21 protein-coding genes are annotated in these 22,445 nt (G+C 50.7%); 7 read left to right on the forward strand and 14 right to left on the reverse strand.

Annotation, left to right across the window (positions count from 1 at the left end; translation table 11 throughout):
- Position 1: 1 nt before the first annotated feature.
- Positions 2–1,294 carry an NADP-dependent isocitrate dehydrogenase gene (icd, locus tag ABEW73_RS03515; protein WP_339267254.1) on the reverse strand — a complete coding sequence of 431 codons (1,293 nt, stop codon included), beginning with the start codon at positions 1,292–1,294 and terminating at the stop codon, positions 2–4.
- A 143-nt stretch (positions 1,295–1,437) separates the two neighbouring features.
- Positions 1,438–2,550 carry a citrate synthase gene (citZ, locus tag ABEW73_RS03520; protein ID WP_430162099.1) on the reverse strand — a complete coding sequence of 371 codons (1,113 nt, stop codon included), beginning with the start codon at positions 2,548–2,550 and terminating at the stop codon, positions 1,438–1,440.
- A gap of 376 nt (positions 2,551–2,926) precedes the next feature.
- On the opposite strand from citZ, the gene ytvI reads away from it, so the two are divergent.
- The gene (gene ytvI / locus ABEW73_RS03525) at positions 2,927–4,045 is read left to right on the forward strand and encodes a sporulation integral membrane protein YtvI (protein WP_430162097.1); all 1,119 of its coding nucleotides are present in this window, start codon (positions 2,927–2,929) and stop codon (positions 4,043–4,045) included.
- Between the two features lie 51 nt (positions 4,046–4,096).
- Here ytvI and ABEW73_RS03530 read toward each other — a convergent pair whose 3' ends face one another.
- From ABEW73_RS03530 to ABEW73_RS03565, 8 genes are all read right to left on the reverse strand, one after another.
- Positions 4,097–4,489, reverse strand: coding sequence for an FxsA family protein (locus ABEW73_RS03530; RefSeq protein ID WP_098748409.1), 393 nt, complete (start codon positions 4,487–4,489; stop codon positions 4,097–4,099).
- Between the two features lie 4 nt (positions 4,490–4,493).
- Entirely contained in the window at positions 4,494–5,003 is a 510-nt protein-coding gene (locus ABEW73_RS03535) for an acyl-CoA thioesterase (protein WP_430162095.1), read from the reverse strand.
- A 104-nt stretch (positions 5,004–5,107) separates the two neighbouring features.
- Positions 5,108–6,535 (reverse strand): pyruvate kinase, encoded by a 1,428-nt coding sequence (gene pyk, locus ABEW73_RS03540; protein ID WP_430162093.1) that lies wholly within the window; start codon positions 6,533–6,535, stop codon positions 5,108–5,110.
- Positions 6,536–6,646: 111 nt separating this feature from the next.
- The gene (locus ABEW73_RS03545) at positions 6,647–7,636 is read right to left on the reverse strand and encodes an acetyl-CoA carboxylase carboxyltransferase subunit alpha (RefSeq protein ID WP_076324335.1); all 990 of its coding nucleotides are present in this window, start codon (positions 7,634–7,636) and stop codon (positions 6,647–6,649) included.
- Positions 7,636–8,529, reverse strand: a complete 894-nt coding sequence (gene accD / locus ABEW73_RS03550) for an acetyl-CoA carboxylase, carboxyltransferase subunit beta (protein ID WP_430162091.1) — start codon at positions 8,527–8,529, stop codon at positions 7,636–7,638. Before accD ends, ABEW73_RS03545 begins: the two co-directional genes overlap by 1 nt.
- Before the next feature lie 92 nt (positions 8,530–8,621).
- Positions 8,622–8,810 carry a hypothetical protein gene (locus ABEW73_RS03555; protein WP_006212044.1) on the reverse strand — a complete coding sequence of 63 codons (189 nt, stop codon included), beginning with the start codon at positions 8,808–8,810 and terminating at the stop codon, positions 8,622–8,624.
- A 156-nt stretch (positions 8,811–8,966) separates the two neighbouring features.
- The gene (locus ABEW73_RS03560; protein WP_076324336.1) at positions 8,967–9,461 is read right to left on the reverse strand and encodes a phosphatidylglycerophosphatase A family protein; all 495 of its coding nucleotides are present in this window, start codon (positions 9,459–9,461) and stop codon (positions 8,967–8,969) included.
- A 145-nt stretch (positions 9,462–9,606) separates the two neighbouring features.
- Positions 9,607–13,323, reverse strand: coding sequence for a DNA polymerase III subunit alpha (locus ABEW73_RS03565; protein WP_430162089.1), 3,717 nt, complete (start codon positions 13,321–13,323; stop codon positions 9,607–9,609).
- Between the two features lie 177 nt (positions 13,324–13,500).
- Between ABEW73_RS03565 and ABEW73_RS03570 the strand changes: the two genes are divergently transcribed.
- From ABEW73_RS03570 to ABEW73_RS03580, 3 genes are all read left to right on the forward strand, one after another.
- Complete coding sequence (locus ABEW73_RS03570) at positions 13,501–13,827, forward strand: YtrH family sporulation protein (protein WP_430162088.1); 327 nt, start codon at positions 13,501–13,503, stop codon at positions 13,825–13,827.
- Between the two features lie 3 nt (positions 13,828–13,830).
- Complete coding sequence (locus tag ABEW73_RS03575; protein WP_430162086.1) at positions 13,831–14,334, forward strand: hypothetical protein; 504 nt, start codon at positions 13,831–13,833, stop codon at positions 14,332–14,334.
- 136 nt (positions 14,335–14,470) lie between these two features.
- Positions 14,471–14,782 (forward strand): YtpI family protein, encoded by a 312-nt coding sequence (locus ABEW73_RS03580; RefSeq protein ID WP_430162084.1) that lies wholly within the window; start codon positions 14,471–14,473, stop codon positions 14,780–14,782.
- An 81-nt stretch (positions 14,783–14,863) separates the two neighbouring features.
- On the opposite strand, the gene ABEW73_RS03585 is transcribed toward ABEW73_RS03580, so the two are convergent.
- The 4 genes from ABEW73_RS03585 to ABEW73_RS03600 form a co-directional block, all read right to left on the reverse strand.
- Complete coding sequence (locus ABEW73_RS03585) at positions 14,864–16,198, reverse strand: DRTGG domain-containing protein (protein WP_430162083.1); 1,335 nt, start codon at positions 16,196–16,198, stop codon at positions 14,864–14,866.
- Between the two features lie 181 nt (positions 16,199–16,379).
- Positions 16,380–16,667 carry a hypothetical protein gene (locus ABEW73_RS03590; RefSeq protein WP_076324342.1) on the reverse strand — a complete coding sequence of 96 codons (288 nt, stop codon included), beginning with the start codon at positions 16,665–16,667 and terminating at the stop codon, positions 16,380–16,382.
- A gap of 141 nt (positions 16,668–16,808) precedes the next feature.
- Entirely contained in the window at positions 16,809–17,156 is a 348-nt protein-coding gene (locus tag ABEW73_RS03595) for a YlbF family regulator (RefSeq protein ID WP_430162081.1), read from the reverse strand.
- 74 nt (positions 17,157–17,230) lie between these two features.
- The gene (locus ABEW73_RS03600) at positions 17,231–18,397 is read right to left on the reverse strand and encodes a DUF445 domain-containing protein (RefSeq protein WP_430162079.1); all 1,167 of its coding nucleotides are present in this window, start codon (positions 18,395–18,397) and stop codon (positions 17,231–17,233) included.
- A 136-nt stretch (positions 18,398–18,533) separates the two neighbouring features.
- Between ABEW73_RS03600 and ABEW73_RS03605 the strand changes: the two genes are divergently transcribed.
- Genes ABEW73_RS03605 through ABEW73_RS03615 form a run of 3 tightly spaced genes read left to right on the forward strand, consistent with a single transcriptional unit; the run spans position 18,534 to position 22,444 of the window.
- Positions 18,534–19,928 (forward strand): YheC/YheD family protein, encoded by a 1,395-nt coding sequence (locus ABEW73_RS03605; RefSeq protein ID WP_430162078.1) that lies wholly within the window; start codon positions 18,534–18,536, stop codon positions 19,926–19,928.
- Positions 19,929–19,943: 15 nt separating this feature from the next.
- A complete protein-coding gene (locus ABEW73_RS03610; protein ID WP_430162076.1) occupies positions 19,944–21,080 on the forward strand; it encodes a YheC/YheD family protein in 1,137 nt (378 codons plus the stop codon).
- Complete coding sequence (locus ABEW73_RS03615; RefSeq protein WP_430162074.1) at positions 21,077–22,444, forward strand: YheC/YheD family protein; 1,368 nt, start codon at positions 21,077–21,079, stop codon at positions 22,442–22,444. The genes ABEW73_RS03610 and ABEW73_RS03615 overlap by 4 nt, the downstream gene beginning before the upstream one ends.
- The last annotated feature ends 1 nt before the right edge of the window (position 22,445 follow it).

Below are 22,445 nucleotides of genomic sequence, written 5' to 3' on the forward strand. Positions count from 1 at the left end.
CTTACAGGTTTTTAATGATTTCGTCTGCGAACTGGGAACATTTCACTTCGGTAGCGCCTTCCATCAGGCGGGCAAAGTCATACGTCACAGTTTTGTTGTTGATCGATGTTTCCATCCCTTTGTAGATCAGGTCAGCGGCTTCCTGCCATCCGAGGTGCTCAAGCAGCATTACGCCGGAGAGGATAACGGAACCAGGGTTTACTACGTCTTTGTCTGCATATTTCGGAGCTGTACCATGAGTCGCTTCGAAAATCGCATGTCCAGTTACATAGTTGATGTTAGCCCCTGGAGCGATACCGATACCGCCAACTTGTGCAGCCAGCGCGTCAGACAGGTAGTCACCGTTCAGGTTCAATGTCGCAATGACATCAAAGTCGGTTGGACGAGTCAGAACTTGCTGCAGCGCGATGTCAGCAATCGCATCTTTAACGATGATTTTGCCAGCATCTTCAGCTGCTTTTTGAGCAGCATTAGCTGCATCTACGCCGTCTTTATCCTTGATGATATCGTATTGAGCCCAAGTGAACACTTTATCGCCGAATTCAGCTTCAGCCACTTCGTAACCCCAGTTTTTGAAGGCACCTTCTGTAAATTTCATGATGTTCCCTTTGTGAACCAATGTCACCGATTTGCGGCCATGCTTGATTGCATATTCAACCGCTGCACGTACAAGACGCTTGGAACCTTCGGAGGATACAGGCTTGATGCCGATACCGGACGTTTCCGGGAAGCGGATTTTGTTGGCTCCCATCTCGTCTTGAAGGAACTTGATCACTTTCTTCACTTCTTCGGAGCCTTCTTTATACTCAATACCTGCGTAGATGTCTTCCGTGTTCTCACGGAAAATAACCATGTCTACCAGTTCAGGGCGTTTTACCGGAGATGGTACGCCGTCGAAGTAACGAACAGGACGCAGGCAAGTGTACAGGTCCAGCTCTTGACGAAGGGCAACGTTCAGGGAACGGATACCGCCGCCGATAGGCGTTGTAAGAGGCCCTTTAATCGCAACGATATACTCGCGAATCGCTTCAAGCGTATCGTTCGGGAGCCATTCACCGTATGTATTGTATGCCTTCTCACCGGCAAATACTTCATACCAGGCAATTTTCTTGGAACCGTTGTATGCTTTTTCTACTGCTGCATCAAGGACGCGTTTGGAAGCTTTCCAAATGTCACGGCCAGTACCGTCACCTTCAATAAAAGGAATGACAGGGTTGTTAGGCACCTGCAGAGTTCCGTTATCAATCGTAATTTTCTCGCCTTCAGTTGGTAGTGCGAATTTTTCCAATTTCATGAGTATGAGTTCCTCCTTTGAATATGGTTCTTGTCTCTAACTATTCCAAAAATCCCACCAGAATAGGCACAGAGAAACCCGCCACCCGCGATTCACTCACGTTTGAGCGGTTCTCTAGCCTATTGTACATGATTGCCAGCCACTTAGCGAAGTTCTATCGGCACATATTTTTGGTCGGTCATACCTGTATACTCTGCGCGCGGGCGGATAATACGGTTGCCTTCATACTGCTCAAGGATGTGCGCAGTCCATCCGGATACACGGCTGATGGCAAAAATCGGCGTGAACAATTCCTGCTCGATGCCGAGCTGCGTATAGACCGATGCGGAATAGAAATCAACGTTCGGCTTCAGCCCTTTTTGGTTGGTAACCGTTTCGTCGATCAGTACCGACATGTCGTACAGCGTAGTGTCGCCTTTCATTTCACCAAGCTCACGCGACATTTTTTGCAGATGCTTCGCGCGCGGGTCGCCGTTTTTGTAAACGCGGTGTCCAAAGCCCATAATTTTTTCACGGTTGTCCAGCTTCTCCTGAATGTAAGCCTGAGCCCGATCAATCGAACCGACTTCGTTCAGCATCTTCATGACGGCTTCATTCGCACCGCCGTGCAGAGGACCTTTCAGCGCACCAATGGCGGAAGTTACGCCGGAATATATGTCGGACAGCGTGGCTACGGTTACACGGGCAGCAAACGTGGATGCGTTAAGCTCGTGATCCGCATGCAATACCAGTGCCTGGTCCAGAGCCTTGATCGAAGTCTGATCAGGATCTTCGCCTCTGAGCATATACAAGAAATTCTCCGAGATGGAGACGCCGGCTTTCGGAGCGACCGGCTCTTTACCCTGACGAACACGGGCGATGGCAGCGATGATCGTCGGAAGCTGAGCTTGAAGTTTAACCGCTTTCTTTTCGTTCGCTTCACGGCTCATATCGTCGCCTTCGGCGTCATACAGAGCAAGCGCGGATACAGCCGAGCGAAGCGCAGCCATCGTATTGGTATCCTTCGGATACAATTTGATCTGCTGGATAAGCTCATCCGGAATGGCAGCATAGTCGCTCAAATCTTGTTGAAGGGCCTTAAGCTCTTGGGCATTCGGAAGTTTTCCGAACCAGAGCAAATAGGCTACCTCTTCAAAACTTGCATGTTCTGCGAGATCGTCAATATCATATCCACGATAAGTCAGAACGCCATCGACGATCGAACTAATCGCGGAGGTGGTAGCTACAATGCCTTCCAAACCCTTGGTAGCTGTCATGCAACATCTCTCCTTTATGATCGGGATAAACTGAACTATTTTGACATTCATGAAAACATTTTCATGAAGTCGGATAAAAAAGAAAACGCGAAAAAAATTGCTATGGTCCTAGTCATAAACCTTCTCATATCATACTGGATTTTGTCTGATATGTGAACATGAGCAGCGACATTCGCCGCATCAAATTGTTTTATCGACACCATAAACATTTTTTTGAAATCACTTACAATTCCATTATACCTGTGATAATTCTCATTGTCGAATCATGAAGACAAGCGTTTTCCAACTCTTTATCCTTATATTGAAACTCCTTGCATAGGTATAGAGAATGAGCGACTCTGCTCGTCCTTGAAGTGCTGCAAAGGAGTGTGATTGTTTGGAACGATTGATGCTCAAGCGTTTTGGCCGGGGAGTGTGGGTGCTGTCTTCCATCTTCGTGATTGCCTATTTAATATATGTACTACTGCCGCTGCTTTATCCCTTCCTTCTGGCCTGGATCATCGCCTATGCCATGAATCCTTGCGTCCACCTGCTTCAGCGGAGTTTGAAGCTGCCGCGGTGGCTCGCCGTCACGTTGTCCCTGCTGTTGTATTTCGGAGCGGCTCTACTGATTCTTACTGCGGCTGTTACCAGACTGGTCAAGGAACTGATTATTCTGTCACAGTCCTTCAATCTCCATATTGATACCTGGATGGAATGGCTGACGGCCTGGATGCAGAATGATAGCTTCCAGAATATCATCAATGAGATTAGCCGGTTTTATCAGAACAACCCGAATTATCACGATACCATCAATCAAAATATTACCCGCACGACACAAACGATTGGCACGGCCGTGACCGATTTAGTTACCAGTATTTTTAACGGAATTTTGCAAATTATTTATTACTTGCCGAACTTAGGCACGATTCTGATTGTTGTTTTACTGTCAACATTCTTTCTCAGCAACAGCTGGGAGCGCCATAATCGCGCGCTTATCCGCATCCTGCCCGACGTCATTCGCAAACCCATGATCTATATCTTCTCGGATCTGAAAAAAGCATTGTTTGGATTCGCGAGGGCCCAATTGATCCTCATCTCCATCACGGCCCTTATTGTCATGCTCACGCTTTATGCGCTCGGGGTCGATTCCGCCTTCTCCATCGGACTACTGATCGGCTTGGTGGATCTTCTCCCATACCTTGGCGTCGGCATCGTCCTGATCCCCTGGTCGCTGTATGCCTTTATGTCGGGCGACCTGACGCTCGGCATCGGACTGACCGTCCTGTACAGCATCATCCTGATCGTCAGGCAGATCATGGAGCCCAAAGTGCTCGCCAGCAGTGTGGGACTGGACCCGCTCGCCGCCCTGCTGGGCATGTTTGTCGGGCTCAAGCTGTTTGGTATTCTGGGATTGATTGTAGGTCCTGTGTCGCTTGTCATCCTGGATGCATTCCACCGGGCCCATGTATTCAAGGACCTAAGGAATTATATTATCGGAGGCAGGTTCAGATAGTAAATAGACCGGCCCACGAAGGGGCCGGTCTTATGGGTGATCCTGTTTGTTTTATCTGCGAAAGATCGTAATCTTGCCGTTTTTCATATTTTTCTTCATCCATTTCAACAGCAGAATCCGATACAGCGGGCGGGTCAACGGAAATATCAGCGTAAATCCGATAATGTCAGTTACAAAGCCCGGCAGAATAAGTAGTACTCCACCTGCAAATATACATAGGCCATCAGCCATGGAAGCACCCGGAACCATGCCTGAGTTCATTCTCTGCTTGGCATCTTCCATCGCTTTGCGACCTTCGAACCTCATCATGGCCACGCCAACCGCAGAAGTCAGCAGTGTCAATAGCAAGGTATTCATGCCACCCACGCGATCCGCAACAAACTGGAAGCCGAATATTTCAATAGCAGGCACGAAGATAATCGCTGCCAGCAACCATTTGAACATGAAGCTACTCCTTCCTCCCCCAAAGGGTGTCCCTCAATGCATCATACAGCTTTGGGGAGCATTTATCCAGTCGGGCCGGCTTCCACTCTCGATTAAGCCACACATGACGGGTCGCCCCTGCCGTTAACAAGGTACCGGGAAGCCTGGATTCGGGAGACAAATCCATCGCCCCCAAATCTGCATGCTCCTGTTCGCTCAGCAAACGGACCTCATATTCATAGTGTATTCGAAGCGGGGAGAAAGCAGTCATTCTGGTAAATACCGTTACGAGATCATCATACCGCGCAGGCTGGCGGTACTTGATATCAAGATCAACCACCGGGAGCAAGACGCCTTCTTCTTCCATTCCGCGATACGTAAATCCCATTTCACGGATCATTTGGGTGCGCCCGATCTCGAACCAGTTTAAATAGTTAGCATGGTATACGACACCCATTTGATCGCTTTCCTGATAACGCACCCGAAATGACGTCCAGAACCAGCGGCTTAGTGTCGGTACGGATGGCTTAGGCATCAACATCACCCCCTTATCTATGCAAAAAGCAATGGTCGACAGAATCATCGTCCATTGCTCATATGCTGCTATATTCAGAATCCAACGGATTCTTGGCTGTAGTATTACTTCTGTTGTGGAATTTGATCCACTTTCAGCAGGTTGGTCGAACCGGAACGGCCCAGCGGCACGCCTGCTGTAATCACAACAAGATCGCCTTCTTTAACGAGTCCGGACTTCACGCCGCCTTGCAGCGCGTAATCAAACATCTCGTCCGTAGAAGAAGCCTGTTCGCCTTTAACCGGCGTTACGCCCCAAGTCAGTGCCAGACGTCTCATCGTTCTGTCTTGAGTCGTGACAGCGACGATAGGAGCCTCTGGACGGTATTTGGATACCATACGAGCCGTTTGACCGGATTCCGTGGACGATATGATTGCTTTGGCATTCAGGTCAAGTGCCGAGATCGCAACGGATTGGCTGATTGCTTCGGTAACGCTGGTATCTTGAGCAATACGCTGTTTCAAGAACATTTCACGATAGTTCAGTGCGGATTCCGCTTTCTCTGCGATACGGGACATGGTCAGCACGGATTCTACAGGATATTTACCTGCAGCCGTTTCGCCGGACAGCATGATGGCATCGGTACCGTCAAAGATCGCATTAGCAACGTCACTTGCTTCCGCACGGGTAGGACGTGGGTTGCGCTGCATGGAATCCAGCATTTGCGTAGCCGTAATGACCGGTTTGCCAGCCAGGTTACATTTTTCGATCATGCGTTTTTGCACCAATGGAACTTCCTCAGCCGGAATCTCAACGCCGAGGTCGCCGCGGGCTACCATCAAGCCATCGGATACTTCGAGGATTTCATCCAGGTTGTCAACGCCCTGCTGGTTCTCGATTTTGGAGATGATTTGGATGTGCTCGCCATTATGCTTCTTCAGCAATTCGCGAATTTCAAGCACGTCACTTGCTTTACGAACGAAGGAAGCGGCAATAAAATCGATGCCCTGTTCGATCCCGAAAACGATATCGTTGGCGTCTTTTTCCGTAATCCCTGGGAGCGAAATCGCGACTCCCGGTACGTTAACACCTTTTTTGCTCTTAATGGTTCCGCCATTGACGATGCGGCATCTGATTTCGGAGCCTTGAATCTCCACCACGGTTAGACCGATCAAACCGTCATCGATCAAGATCGTGGATCCCACTTGAACATCTTGCGGCAACTCTTTATAAGTAATGGACAAACGATTCTTATCACCAAGGATTTCCTCGGTAGTAAGGGTGATATATTCATCTTGTACAAGCTCAATCGGTTCCACTTCAAGTTTACCTGTACGGATTTCCGGTCCTTTGGTGTCAAGCAGGATCGCTACCGTTTTGTTCAACTCTTCGCAAGCTTGGCGGATGTTCTTGATCCGGTTGCCATGCTCCTCGAAGTCGCCGTGAGAGAAGTTCAGACGAGCCACGTTCATGCCGGCCATAATGAGCTTCTTGGTGTTTTCCAACGATTCACTGGAAGGACCGATGGTACATACAATTTTTGTTTTGCGCATTTGGGTTTCCTCCGTTTATTAAAGGGTTCTCTATATCTCTTTTTCCAACAACTAAATCTACTACAAAAAGTCTAATTTGTATAGGAACTTTGTCATATCGTCACATACTCATCAGATTTTCACAGAATCGTCTTCCTGTTCCGCCTTCGCAAAATCGAATTCGCCAATCTTGCGGAACTTGCGGTACCGGTCTTCCTTCAGCTCGCAGGCATCCATGACGGATAGCTCTTTCAGTTGGCTGATCAGTGCGCTTTGAATGGCGGCGGCCGTCTCTTCATAGTCGCGGTGCGCACCGCCCTTAGGCTCCGGTATAATTTCCTCAATGACTTCCATTTCAAGCAGGTCCTTAGCGGTGATCTTCATAGCTTCCGCAGCCTGGTCCGCTTTGGATGCATCCTTCCACAGAATGGATGCGGCGCCGTTCGGTGAAATGGCGGAATAAATGGCATGCTCAAGCATCAACACACGATTGCCTACAGCCATCGCAAGAGCACCGCCGCTCCCACCTTCGCCGATGACCACAACAACAATAGGCACCCCAAGGGACGACATTTCCCGTAGATTACGGGCAATCGCCTCGGACTGACCTCTTTCTTCTGCTGTATTACCCGGATATGCGCCTTTTGTATCAATAAATGTGATAATGGGACGCTTGAACTTGTTCGCCTGCTGCATAAGTCGCAGAGCTTTACGGAAGCCTTCCGGATGCGGACTTCCGAAGAAACGCGCGATATTATCCTTCGTATCCTTACCGCGCTGCTGACCGACCACCGTGACGGGAACACCGTCCAGTTTGGCCAAGCCGCCGACAATGGCAAGATCGTCCCCGTAGAGACGATCTCCATGCAGCTCAATAAAATCCGTAAAGATCAACTGGATCAAATCAAGCGAAGTCGGTCGCTGCTGATGTCGGGCCAGATGCATTTTCTGGGAAGGCGAAATCGAAGAATAAATTTCTTCCTCCAAACGACTATATCGTTCTTCCAGGCGGGCGATTTCATCCGTGAAATCGATCCCTTTTTCCTGTCCGAATTGTTTCAGTTCATCAATCTTCTTGCGCATTTCGGCAAGTGGCATTTCAAAAGGCAATTCGCCTGACATCAGAATCCCCCTTTCACGGTATGCATCTCCAGCAGCTTACCAAGCATGGAGCGCATATCTTTCCGATGAATAACCATGTCAAGCTGACCATGAGCCAAGTTGAACTCCGCTGTCTGGAAGTCATCCGGCAGCTTCTGGCGAATGGTCTGTTCAATAACGATACGGCCCGCAAAACCGAATACGGCTCCCGGCTCGGCAATATTGATATCGCCAAGCGTCGCAAAGCTGGCGGATACACCGCCGGTCGTCGGATCCGTTATCACTGAAATATAAAGCCCGCCGAGTTCGTTAAACCTGGACAGGGCTGCGCTTGTTTTGGCCATCTGCATCAAACTGAGAATACTCTCCTGCATCCGGGCACCGCCGGAAGTGGAGAAAATAATGAGTGGTAAACGCTTGTCCGTCGCAAACTCGATCGCTCGGGTGATTTTTTCCCCGACGACGGAGCCCATGCTTCCCGTGAAGAAATCAAAACTCATCACAGCCACCACAACAGGTTGGCCGAGAATCGAGCCTTGACCGGTAATAACCGCATCATGAAGACCGGATTTCATCTTCTGCTGCTCCAGCTTGGCCGCATATCCCGGAAACTTGAGCGGATCCACTGAGATCATATCTGCGTCAAACTCTTCAAAGCCTGTCTCATCCAGCGTCATGGAAATCCGTTCTACCGCGTTCAGGCGCATATGATGTCCGCATTCCTGACACACCTTCAGATTCTTCTCAAGCTCTTTGCTGTATTGAATGGTGCCGCACTTAGCACACTTATTCATCAGACCTTCCGGAATTTCACGTTTCGGGCGTTCGCCTTCCTGAGGCTGCCCTGCTGTCCCAAGTCTTTCCGATGGGATCGTTGCGTATTTCCTTTTTTTCTGAAACAAGTCTTTAAACACAACTACACCTCTCCAGCCGTAAATTTGAATGGCCGCCGCAATAGCACATCGCCGATCCGTACGCTAAGCTTCGCTATGTAACCCAGATGAAACTAGGGGTGCAATATCGAATTCAACACTTCCTGTACTTCCTCAAGCTCTCCGGAGGGTACCAAAATCTCAAACTGCTGTTTGGAAAGATTCACAGGACGGCTTTGAACCAAAAAACCTTCTTCCGTTAGCCTGGTCTTGATCATTTCCGCCACCTTTGCAGTTGGCGCAATATAGATTACCGTCCACATGCCTTTCAGATCCCCCTAATCTCGTCCCACAGGCATATCCTGAGCCGATATAATGGATAATGATAACATACTTCAGTTTTTACCTCAACAAAGAGAGCAGGGGGGCTGAAAGCCAAATCTTACCCTTATGCAGCGATTCGACACCGCTCGCGCAAATCAGTCAGAACCTGCGGTATAATGGGCCGCATCGGGATTGTTATGCGCGATGCGCGAGGAAGCGGCAGCGGCGATGCCTGCAACGAGATCATCCAGAAACACATGTATCCCGTCCGACTTTTCATTTAATATCTCAATCACACCTATTTTTTCTTTATCCAGGTAGCCGAAACTGGTCAGTCCTATCATGCCATATATGCTCGTGACACCAAGCGCCATGGTCTCATCCACTCCGTAGAGCGGTTCGTCTTGCTCCATAATCGATTGCAGCGGCTCCGGCAGCAGTTTCTTCTCCGCCAGCTCATCCAGCGCAATGCCCGTATACAGCGTATACTGAACTTCGCGCTTGCCGAGAACGGCCCGGACGCTTTCTTCACACTGCTCGATGGTTAACTTCGGATGATAACGCTGCTGCAGCTTCAACACAATATCCGCGATGGAGCTTACGCTGACTCCTCTGCGGCTGAGCATGCTTTCTGCCAAGTCCATTGACATCACAAATCCCCCCCGCGTCTTTGGCCGCGCTCTTTCAATCCGGTTCTATCATGAAGAGCCTTCTTCATGCGAATACTCGGCCAACATTACCTGTAGTGTCCTAATTGTATGCGGGAGGGATGGGAAACGTTCTTAAATTTTCATGTCACTTCACTTTAACGGTGTCCTTACCCAGCATGCTCTCCATTTCGGCAAAAAGCTCTGTCGAAGGCTTAATCCGATAGGCATCGCTAAGCGCAAGCACCTTCTGGCTTCGCTCATAAAACAGCACCGTTGGCACATGCCCCGGATGCTGCTGCAGGAGCTCTTTCAGCTTCACCAGCAGCTCCGATTGCTCCGCATCGGCCGTTATTTTCACAAACACGCGCTGCTCAGCCTTATGATTCGATACGCCGGTACGAGATTCCTTCTCGGGCGATAAGCTGCTGCCCGATGCTTCATTTCGGATTGAGGTCGAATCATCGCCACTCCGGGCGGCAAGCGGCTCCGGAGGCGGGACGGCCGAGGGATTACCGGCCGAAACCGGCGGCATGCCGACTGCGCCCCGACCGTTATTCTCTCCGCCGGATCTTCCTCTTCCGCCTGCTGTTCCCCGAACCTTGCTCCGGTGAACCAGTTGGCTCAAGGTTTGCGCCTCAAGCGGAGCGATTTCTTCGGCCAGCAGCTTGAAGCCTTCGTCCTGCAGTTGGACCTTTGCCCGGATCGCGAGCAGTGCGCCTTTTTCAATCAGATGCGCGCTTCGCTTCCACACTTCGGGAAAGAGAACAACCTCGCAGCGCTCGATTTGATCCTCGCACTCCATGAAGGCCATCGCCTTCCCCTGTTTCGTCGTAATGGTCTTTAGTGTAACCACCATCCCGGCAACCGTAGCCAGCGACTCATCTTCCGCTTCATGCAGATCCATTAACCGATCCGCTCCGGATTCCGTCAGCGTATCTTCGAATCCGTCCAGCGGATGACCGGACAAATACATGCCCAGCAGCTCACGTTCGAATTCGAGCTGCTGACTTGCGGTATACGGCGGGATGTCCGGATATTCAATGTCCCAATTCGTTGTTTCCACGAAGTCGAAGAGCTGAATCTGGAGATCATCCCGCTCCTTTCTCCACTTCACGGCCGCTTCAACCGTTTCGTCCAGCATAGCAACCAGTTGGGAGCGGTGACCCTGCAAGGAATCGAAAGCTCCCGCCTGAATAAGCGACTCGATCACGCGCTTGTTGCATACGCGGAGGTCCACCCGGCGGCAAAAATCGAGCAGGCTTTCAAACGGCTTTTCACGCCTGATCTCGACGATATTCTCCACCGCTTGCGTGCCGACATTCTTAATCGCGGCAAGCCCGAATCGGATTCCGCCTCCTCCCGGACGAGCGGTTTCATCATCGCCGCCCTCGGCAGCAGGGCCGCTCATGACCGGCGTGAAATACGTTCCGCTTTCGTTGACGTCCGGTGGCATTACCTCGATGTCGAGCCGCCGGGCCTCCAGCACGTATTCGGCTACCTTCCGGTGGCTGCCCATAACCGCAGTCAGCATGGAAGCCATGAACGGAACCGGATAGTGCGCCTTAAGATAAGCCGTCTGGAAGGCCAGCACGCCATAAGCAGCAGCATGCGCACGGGGAAATCCGTAATTCGCGAACCGGACGATCATATCGTACACACGATTAGCCTCATCCTCGCTATAGCCGAGCTTGAGACTGCCCGAAACGAAATGGCTCCGCTCCCGGTCCAGCACTTCGCGCTTCTTCTTCGAAACCGCTCTTCGCAGCAAATCCGCTTCCCCGAGCGAGAAACCGGCCATCGTCGAAGCGATCTGCATGATCTGCTCCTGATAGACGATAATTCCATACGTATCGCCTAATATCGGGATCAGGTCCGAATGGGGATACTCCGGCTCGATCCGGCCGTGCTTGGCTTGTATGAACTTCGGAATAAACTCCATGGGACCCGGGCGGTACAAGGCATTGACGGATACGATATCCTCAAATACCGAAGGTTTCAGATCCTTCAGTACCCGCCGGATGCCCGCAGATTCAAGCTGAAATACGCCCGTGGTATCGCCGCGCCCCAGCATCTCATACGTCAGATGATCGTCATCCAGCACTTGTTCGAAATCGAGTGTTCTGCCGGTCAATTCTTGAATCCATCTCAGCGTGCGCTCAATGATGGACAACGTCCGCAGACCCAAAAAATCCATCTTGAGCAGCCCCACGCTCTCCAGATTCTCCATGGAATACTGCGTCAGCGCCGTCTTCTCACTGCCTTCCTGCAGCGGCACCGCATCCGTCAGCGGATCGCGGGAAATGACAATGCCCGCAGCATGCGTCGAAGCATGACGGGGCATGCCCTCGACCTTCATCGCCATATCGATCAGTTCGCGCACCTTCGGCTTCGTCTCGTACTGCTCCTTCAGCTGCGGGCTTTGCTCCATCGCTCCTGCGATGCTGATGCCCAGATGGTTAGGGATCAGCTTGGCCGCCTTATCCACATCCCCGAACGGCACATTCAGCGCACGTCCGACATCACGGACGGCCGCCCTTGCCGCCATCGTACCGAACGTAATGATCTGGGCGACATGCTCCCTCCCGTATTTATCCACCACATAATCAATGACCTCTTCCCGGCGCTCGTCACTGAAGTCGATATCAATATCCGGCATCGTAATCCGTTCCGGGTTCAGGAAGCGTTCAAACAACAATTTATATTTCATCGGATCCACATTTGTAATGTGAAGCGTGTAAGCTACCAAGCTGCCCGCCGATGAACCCCTGCCCGGTCCAACCGCGATGCCTTGCCTGTGGGCGTAGGCGATAAAATCCCATACGATCAGGAAATAATCGCTGAAGCCCATGCTCTCGATGACGCCGAGCTCATAGTTCAGACGCTGCTCCAGCTCGCTGCGCAGCGCCTCATCCTGCCACCGCTCCGTATTTCTGTAACGTTCTTGCAGCCCGTTCAAGCAAAGATCCCGCAAGTATTCGGCTGCATTTTTCCCTTCGGGAAGAGAGCTGTATTTCGGCAAAATGGACTTGCCGAACTCCAGCTCCAGGTTACATTGGTCCGCAATCTTAGCCGTATTCAATATAGCTTCAGGCACATGGGGGTACAGACGCTCCATTTCGCTGCCGCTCTTCAAATAGAGCTGGTTCGTCTGGATTTGCAGCCTGTCTTCATCTTCCACCGTTTTGCCCGTGCCGATGCAGATCAGGACGTCCTGAACTTCGGCATCGCTCTCAGCCAGATAATGCACATCATTGGTAGCGACCAGCGGAATGCCAGTCTCGCGGCTCAGCTGAATCAGCTGGGGATTCACGCGCTTTTGCTCCGAAATTCCGTGATCCTGCAGCTCCAGATAGTAGTCTTCTCCAAAAATCGCCTGGTAACGAAGCGCAGCCGCTTTCGCCTCCGCCTCACGTCCATGAAGCAGATGCTGGGGAACCTCGCCGCCCAAGCAAGCACTGAGACATATGATGCCTTCATGATGGGCGGCGAGTGCCTCCATATCGATTCGGGGTCTGTAATGGTACCCCTCCAGATGCCCGATCGAGCACAGCTTCATCAAATTGCGATAGCCGGTCTCATTCTTGGCAAGCAGAATCAAATGATAGATCGGCTGATCCTTGCGGCTTCCCCGCTCCTTGCGGGAGCCTGCCGTGATATAGGCCTCGCAACCGATAATCGGTTTGATGCCTTGCGCCATGCAGGCTTTATAGAACGGAACGGCACCATACATCACGCCATGATCCGTCAGCGCCAGCGATTTCATTCCAAGCGCCGCCGCCTCCCGCACCAGGTCACCGATACGTGCCGCTCCATCGAGCAAACTGTATTCACTATGCACGTGCAAATGCACGAAAGAGCTCATCGTAACGCCTTCCTTTCGCCGGTACATGTATATTTAAAATCAATCCAAAGATATCTTTAAAAGTCTTTATTCCATTTTATCATAATCATGCTAGGCCCGCCCATAGAATGAGACTAGGGAGAATGTGGACAGGCGGCTGCCGTGATATCCACCTAAGAAGAGAGGAGACATAAGGCGATGAGCGTTTTTTTATCAAGAGCGATCCTGGACTTTTTTATAGCCTTCGGCATCGTGCTGGGGGGAGCCATGGTGGGGGGCGTGGGCGCTGTACTGTCCCTGCAGCCCCCCACCCATACCATGCTGGAGGTCGCAAGCCGAATCAAGATATGGGCGCTTGCTGCCGCTATCGGAGGCACCATCGATCCGATGCGCGTCATCGAGAGCAATATGCTTGACGGGAATTTATCTCCTGTCATCAAACAAATTCTATATCTCGGTTTTGCATTTCTGGGAGCCCATATGGGCAGCGAACTCGTAAAATGGGTTTGCTCGAGCCGGAGCTAGTCTATGCGAGTGCCTCCAATCGACCGCTTCCGTCCCTTCTATCAGGTCGCTTCCATCTTTGTGCTGGGGATGGTCGTCGGCAGCATCGTCTACAACTCGGTCTACCATGCAGCGTACAATAAACTGTGGGAAACGAATCAAGCCCAGCAGCTACAAATTACACAATATGAAAAAGATATTGATTCGTTAAAAAAATACAATAAACAATCAACGGTCATCAAGGAAATCAAGATTCGCAGCGAACAAGACGCCAAGGAGCCCCTTGATCCTGTGATCATCAAGGAACTCGTAAAACTGATGGGCGAAGATCTGGCTGCCCTTCGCGGCCGGAATGTCTTTGATATCGACACCGACAGCAAGCTGACCCGTTCGCTCCTCAGCGACAAAATTTACACCGTGCGCGATAAAGATTACAAAGTCCAAATCAAGACCATGCTGGTCATGGAGGGTGTGCTGCAAATCTGGGTTAGCGTTGATCATGTGGATGCAAAATCAACGGGATCATGATACAATACCGGTATTGTATCATGATCGAATCTAACACGCTTTTAGAGGTTGTTCAGTAAGTCATCCTGACTTATTGAACACGCATTTCTAGCTATATCGTAAGCATGTTACTGAATACAAAGGAGCCCTCCATTCCATGATCACAGTCATCCACTATATCTTATACATTATCCTCGTTCTGTCCGTGGTAGCTGCCGCGCTGTATAGCATTCGTGCACGGCGAGTAGCGGATCCCGCAGACCGCGGAATCTATATGTCCATGATGAACCTCTATATGGGCATTATGCTGGTTTCCCTTTCGCTAGTCTGCATGTTTCTGTTCAGCGGCTCCACGCCGGCTGTCATTGTAGAAGCCGTATTCTTGGTGCTTGGCGCATTTAATATATTTTCCGGCATAAGAAGCCGCACCTATTACAGCAGACTGAAGGATTCGAGGACGGCAAGCTAAATTAAATTTAACGGAACAAGGGCATCCCGGAAGGTCTATTAAGACCTGCAGGATGCCCCTTTATTTTGTCCGGAGTTTACTTTAGCCGTGATCGATCGCCTGCATCGTCATGACCGCTTTGGCAATCAGGTTCGTCTGATGCTGAATCTCAATCTCCATCTTGCAGGTACGGCGGCTGATCTCCAGCAGTTTCGGCATAATGACGATCGGATCCTCGATCTGCACGGGCCGGATGAAATACGTTGACAGATGGTCCAGCACATGGTCCCACCCGCTGATATCCTTGGCCGCTTTAACCGCCGCTTGGCTCATCACGGTCGTGAGCACCCCTTGCGAAATCGTTCCAAGTTCTGAAGCCATTTGGGGCGTGATAAAACCGTGAAAGAACAAACGCCCTTCCTCGTCCCGATCCTCTGCAATCCCATTCCAGATCAGCTGATCAAACGTCTCGCCGAGCTGAGGCTGATTTCGAGCATCCCGCAGTGCCCCTAGCACTTCTTTACGAGTGACCGTTGCAAGCAGCTTGCGGTTCCGATCCACAATCGGCAGAAAATCGATCCCTTCCCACATCATAATCTGCGCCGCTGATGCAAGCGAAGTTTTCATGCTTGCCGTCACCGGGTTACGGGTCATCGCTTTCTCGATCGGCTGGGTTTCGGCGAGCCCTTCCACATCCCGGACACCAACAATGCCGATGACCCGGTTCCATTCGTCCGTTACCGGATACCGGATTTCCCCGGTCGCCTGTGAAATCCGTTTGAATTCCTCAACGGTGACGGAGTTTTTCAACTGGTGATTTTTCGGCTTATCATGAGCGATGTCCTCCACCAGCATAATTTTCTTCTTGATTAAACGGTCAAAAATGGCGCGGTTAATCATGGAAGCGACGGTAAACGTGTCATGACGGGACGATATAATGGGCAGATGCAACTGGTCTGCCAGCTGCTTCACTTCCCGGCTGGTTCCGAAACCGCCCGTAATCAATACGCCCGCTCCCTGCTCAAGTGCCAGGAAATGGGCATCTTCACGGTTACCGACAATCATGAGGCTTCCGGCATCGATATATCGGATCATCGCCTCTACCTTCATAGCGCCAATCACGTATTTATGCAGGCTTTTATTAAGCCCTTCCGCACCGCCAAGCACATGCCCTTCCACGATTTCAACGACGTCGGCAAACATAAGCTGCTCGGATATGTTCCGCGGCTTCCGTTCCACACGAACCGTGCCGATCCGCTCCTTCGTGACCACGATCCCCAGGCTTTCCGCTTCCTTCACCGCCCGATAAGCGGTGCCCTCACTGACGCCCATCTCTTTGGCTAAACGTCGTACCGATATTTTGCTTCCAACCTTCAAACTTTCAATATGTTGAACCAACTGCTCATGTTTAGTAATCGTATCATCTCGAACGTCCAACTGTTACACCCCCAGAACACTATCTGTACCATACTGTATCTATTATATCACGTCCTATGACACTCCCATACCCGTCAGATACAAAAAAACCTCCCATGAAGGATAACGGATGGACGATCCAACCGTATCCCTTAAAGGGAGGTTTTTGTTGTTCATCACAGCGCTCGCTGTGATCCAACTCTTAATTAGCTTCCTGACTCTTCTGTTCCTCAGGCCATTTCAATTCCCATTGACGCAATTTCTCCTTACGAATCTCATCGAGCGCTTTTTGTTTCGCTTCATCTACACCGATAAGATAATAGAGATGCGAACCGATCACGAGCAGGGCAAACCCTGCCCAGACTGCGCCGAACAGCGAAACCCATGAGAACCCGCCAGAAAAGGAAATGCTGGGAAGGGCATATATCAGCATGCCAAGTGCAACCAATAAATAAGCGGTGTGTTTAAACTTGTTCTTCTTTTTTTTCATTGTAAACGCAGCTCCTCTACTCTCTGAAATCTATATTTCTACTCTATGAGGAGCTTGCGCAATTTATGAGACAAGTTTTTTAAAATGTTTCGAATTCGATCCGAAATTAACGGCCTGCAACATGGTTACAAATAGATTGCTTTATGATTGAGCTGGTCCGTACAGATGCTGCAGGCTGTCCGATATAATCTTGTTCACGTCTTCGATAATGACACTCAGACGCCGCTCAGCGTCAAACAAACGGCGAATGTTCAGGTTCAGACTCAGCACCTCAAACTGCTTCTCCATCTTCTCCATTTCGTCCTGTGCCGGCATATCGCCGGACATCATGCGTTGTTGAAGCTCCATCTGGCGCTGACGGAAATCATCCAGCATGCGTCTGCTCTCCGGATCTGCATCCACGAGTTTCATAGCAGAGGTGATCTCCTCTACCTCCTTGCTTTCCTTCATCGCTTTTGCCAAATCATGTGCCTTGTCATAAATGTTCATTTTTAATTCCTCCAATATATTCGGCCGAAATGCCGTTTTTTTAATTCGCCTTTCGCCTTACTCCATCAAACATCTCATCTCCACAGCACAATCAGCATGGATTGGAACAATCCGATCACCCCGCCCAGCAGAACCCCGAGCCAGGTGATGGCCCTGAATTCACGGCCGGACACACTCAGAATGATCTCTTCCAGCCGCTCAATAGGAAACTTCTCCACCTGCTCCTGAACGAGCTGAGGCAAGTTAACAGCCTTCATAGCCGCCGGGATACTTCGCTCAAGGAAGCCCAGTCCCTTATCGAGCAGTCCAGGAAGAGCTGCTTCGATGGCAGGCATTCGAGGTCCAATGATCTCGCTTACGCGAAGAAACTCTAATCGCTCAATCCACTTGGACCAAGGAAGCGTGTCATCCAATGTGCGGGTGATCCAAGCTAGACCCGGCTCATCCGCGGCATGTTCGATGAGATTCCCGAGCGGCATCTCACCGTAATACGACAGCTTTCCTGAGATGATATCCGTAATGGTCTTGCGGACTTTCTCTCCCTCCAGCTGCTGAATCAGCATGGGCGTCAGCTTCTGGACCAGCTTATCCTCATCCACAAAGATCGAAGCCATGGTCCCTAGAAATCCGCCTGCCTTATCGATGAGCGAAGAAGCCACATCCGATAGCATAAGCTGCCCCTTAGCGGACAGCAGAGTGTTCTTCAGTTCCTTCAGCACAATATCGGCTGCAGCCCCGCTCCAGCCCTGGATCGTTTCTTCCGACCAGCCGGGAACAAGCTCCTTCAGCGGTTTTGCCTCCAGCCCGTATCCATGCCATACTGCTGCAGCGCCCCGGGCCGCAAGCTGGCGGGCCGATTGTTCAGCACGGACCTTCAATTGCTCCCACTGTTCGGAACTCCATACCTTAAGCGCCAAGTCCCGGAAGCTCAGCTCCGACTGGCTCCATTCCTCCAGCTTCCGATAGAGGCTGTCCTCTATCTTACCCCGAAACACCGGCTTACGAATAAGCTCCTGCAAGCCCTCGCTTGTTACCAGGTAATCCGAGACCACGTGTCCCAACGACTCGGCTATTTCATCTTTACGCTTGGGGATGAGGCCTGGCGTAAAGGGCACACGACGGCCCAAGATGATTTTTTCTTCACGGGGATGAAACAGCATTTTTATCGCAAAATGGTTCGTTATGCCGCCAACAAAAGCAGCAACGCACACGTTCACCAAAATAAACAGCCAGTTCTGCATTTTAAGCACTCCTTTTTCCCGAGCAGTACAATCACCAAGGGATATATGTCCTCATATGATGCATTACATGCAATGATCAGATGAAGTCTTTGTCTGTTCACTTAAGTATCCAGTTGTTGTCGGAAGGAGATCCATCATGCGCAAAACCAAGATTAAATCCAACACCAAATCCAAGATATCGGTTCAATTAATCCGCTCAGCCCAGCTTTCGGATAACGATATCAAGCTTGGTGACCGGCTCATAAGACAGCTCCGTATCCCGACAGATTCAAAGGTACAGCTTGCCTTTGGCTCCTTCAAGCAGGAAGTCAGCGTTACCTCAGGAGGAAAATCGAACTCGCTGGCCCTAAGCCCTTCCGTATTCAGCCATTCGGGACTCCTCCCTCGTACCGTCATGAATGTCAAATATTATCCAACGGAAAGAACACTGAAGCTCGGTCCGCTTATCGGGATCATGGTCAGCCGCTATCAACCGGATGAACCTGATAAACCTTTCGGATCGATCTCAGCTTTCTGCTTGGAAATGGTCAACGCGGCCAAGAAACAAGGCGCATATGTATATTTTTTCACACCTGACATGATCGGTTCAAACCCGGCAACACTTGAAGCCATTGCTTATGACGAGGGATGGAAAAAGCTCAGCGTTCCAGCGCCGGACGTCATTAATAATCGGCTGTCTACCCGCAAACTGGAGAATAGTCCTAGCGTACAGCATTTTATGAGAGAAGTAAAATCACAATTCGGCACCCATATCTTTAATGAGAAATTTCTCGATAAATCCGATGTCTTCGAGGCACTCGGACCTGATGCGAAACTGCAGAAATACTTGCCGGAATCCTACTTGCTCAGCGGTTATCCGACGCTCAAAAAAATGTGCGCTGCTTATCGGACGGTCTTCCTGAAACCGGTGCGGGGTAGTCTGGGAAAAGGTATCATCCGGATATCCCGCCAAGAGAACGGCCATTATCAAACGATGACCACCTCTCTTGAAGGAAGCAAGAAGAATACCTACTCCTCGCTTCCAAAGTTGTTCAGCAGCTTATCCGGAAAAATAAAAAAAACGCGTTATCAAATTCAGCAAGGATTGGATTTAATCCGCATTAATAAGCGAAACGTTGATTTTCGCGCGCTTGTTCATAAAAACAAAAACGGCAAATGGGCAGTGACCTCGGTCGTGGCCCGCATTGCCGGCGGAAACCACTTTGTTTCTAATCTCGCCAGAGGCGGTACACTCTCTTCCGTCAAGGATGCACTTGCCATGAGCAGTATCCCGTTAAACTCCAAGCAAACGGCCCCCGCTCGAATGAATCAAGCGGCGCTCGATATTGCTCATGGTCTGGAGGCTGCCATTCCCTATCATTTCGGAGAGCTGGGCATTGACCTGGCAATTGATACGACAGGACACATTTGGCTCCTGGAGGTCAACTCCAAGCCGTCCAAAGGCGAAAACGCACCGCTGAATGCCGACTCCAAAGTAAGACCGTCAGCCGTACGACTCGTTCAGTACTGTCAATACTTGACGGGTTTCTAAAAAAAGGAGAACCCTATGTCCTCAAACAAGATAGGCACCCTGGGTGTCATGGTATGTCGCAAACCGGGCTTCCCTCCCTTTAGCGAAAAGGAATTTCTCCGTGAACTAAGCTCGAAGGCCAAGGAACTCGGCATGCAGGTATTTGTTTTTTGTCCGGAGGATGCCTCTCCTGCTTCTGCTGGAGAAAGCTCCATAGACAGGATACAAGGATATCAATTCAATCCGGGAGATGGCTGGGCCATCAGCACCTTTCCTCCTCCTGACGTCATCTATGACCGATGTCTGCACCGAAACGGTGAGGAAACGGCTGCCGCCGGTGTGTGTCTGAACCGAATGCTGCAGCTGGGCGTAAAGCTGTGGGCACGCGGTCTGCCCGGCAAGCAGAAAGTGCATCAATTATTAAAACGCTCCCCCTCCTTAAGGCCTTATCTGCCGGCAACCTTAAGTTATACGGGAGCCGAATCACTGAGCAAGGCGTTGCTGGCTTTGGGCGGCAGACTCTTCATGAAGCCTAGCGGAGGCTCTCAGGGTCGACATACTTTGTACCTCGCTTTGACAGATCAACAGCGTGTCAGATTGCAAGGAAGGGATCGGAACAATCGCATGTTCCAGGAGATCATTCCCGCACAAGAGATGAACGAATGGGTGAGTCGGTTTACCGGCCGGCGCCGGTTTATCATTCAACCCTACCTGGAGCTTCGCAACCGCAACGGGGATCCGTTTGACATTCGTTCTTTGGTTCAAAAGAATGTCCGCGGCAGATGGTCCATCACAGGAATTGCCGCACGGCAAGGCGCCAACCAAGGGCTGACCTCGAACCTTCATGGGGGAGGCACAGCATTTCCTGCCCTTCCCTATCTAACGACCGATTTCGGAGAAGAACAGGCCATGAAGATCATTCAGGATATCCGGGATCTGTCCGCTCAGCTTCCATCTTTGCTCGAAGAAGGATTCGGCCGACTTGGCGAGCTGGGAATCGATTTTGGCGTGGATACAAAGGGACGGGTCTGGATCCTGGAGGTCAACTCCAAACCGGGCCGCCGCGCATTTACACTAACGGGAGATGATCGCGCAGCCCGGCTGTCCGTCGAACATCCGATTCAATACGCCCGTTATTTATTGCTTCGACAACTTAGGAGGGTAAATACATGAGTTTGAATTTCGGAAATATTCATTTCTCGCAGCAGCCCGAAAAAGTCGTCTTTTTATCCGGTTCGCTTCTAAAGAGCCTGGGGCTAACAAGCAGGAAATCGATTAAGCTTCGCATCGGTACCAACACGGTGTCCGCTGCTCTGAAACAGATCGAGCGATCGGGGAAACACATCTATTTAAGCAACGGTGTCCGAAACGGTATCCACGTTCCCAGACAGGGCCCTGTCCATATCCATTCCCCCCGTGAGGGGGAAATCGAGCTGGGGCCCGTGGTTGGGGTTCTTTCCGACGGACCGCATAATCCATCCAGCCCTTTTGGAGCCCGAACCTCGTATATTCGACAGCTTCTTCGCGAGGGCAACAAAAAAATGTTCGTATATGCCTTTGCCCCCCGGGATATCAACTGGCAGCGTGAAACCGTTCATGCCTATATGCTCGGTTCCGGCGGCGGTTTTATCCGCAAAACCGTTCCGCTCCCTAATGTCGTCTATAATCGCCTGCCTAGCCGAAAAACCGACTTCTCCCCTTTTACCAATCAACTGAGAGATCGGTTTCTGAAGCGCAGCATCAAATTTTTCAACTGGGCCTTCTTCAATAAATCCGATGTGTACTCACAGCTCGACGGCGACTTGCAGGCAGGCAAATATTTACCCGAAACGTATAACAACCCTAGTCCAGAGCGGATTAAGGATATGATGGAACGCCATAACTTTGTGTATTATAAGCCCTCAGCCGGAAGCTTAGGCCTCGGGATTTACCGGTTGACCTATCTTCCCAAAAAAGGATACTTTGCGCGATATAACGGAAACGGTGGCAACACCCTTCTCAAGTTCCCGAACTTTAATAGTCTGATGCGCATGCTTCAGGCAAAGCACGGCTCCAAGCTGCGGAACTATGTTATCCAGCAAGGAATCCGCCTCATTGAAATCGATAGCTGCCCTATCGACTTCAGATTCCACATGCATAAGAATAGCAAAAATCGCTGGGCCGTGGTTGGTATCGGTGCCAAAAAAGCCGGACGGGGCAGTGTCACGACGCATATCAAGAACGGAGGCTCCTTAATGACGCCAGAGCAGGCACTCGGCCGGGCCTTCGGCTCCAGAGCGCGAGATGTGCTGGAGCGTGCCAAGGACGCTGCCATCGCGATGTCGGAAGCCATCGAGAATCATCATCCGCATCTGTTAGGAGAAATCGGGTTCGATATCGGAATAGATGACAACGAGAGAATATGGATGTTTGAAGCGAATTCGAAGCCGGGCCGATCGATATTCAACCACCCTGCCCTTAAAGGGGAAGGAAAAGCATCGGTCGAGCATATTTTTGAACACAGTATGTATCTGAGCGGCTTCCACAGGGGGGAATGAC

The organism is Paenibacillus lautus, from assembly GCF_050482385.1.
Classification (GTDB): domain Bacteria; phylum Bacillota; class Bacilli; order Paenibacillales; family Paenibacillaceae; genus Paenibacillus_AQ; species Paenibacillus_AQ lautus_B.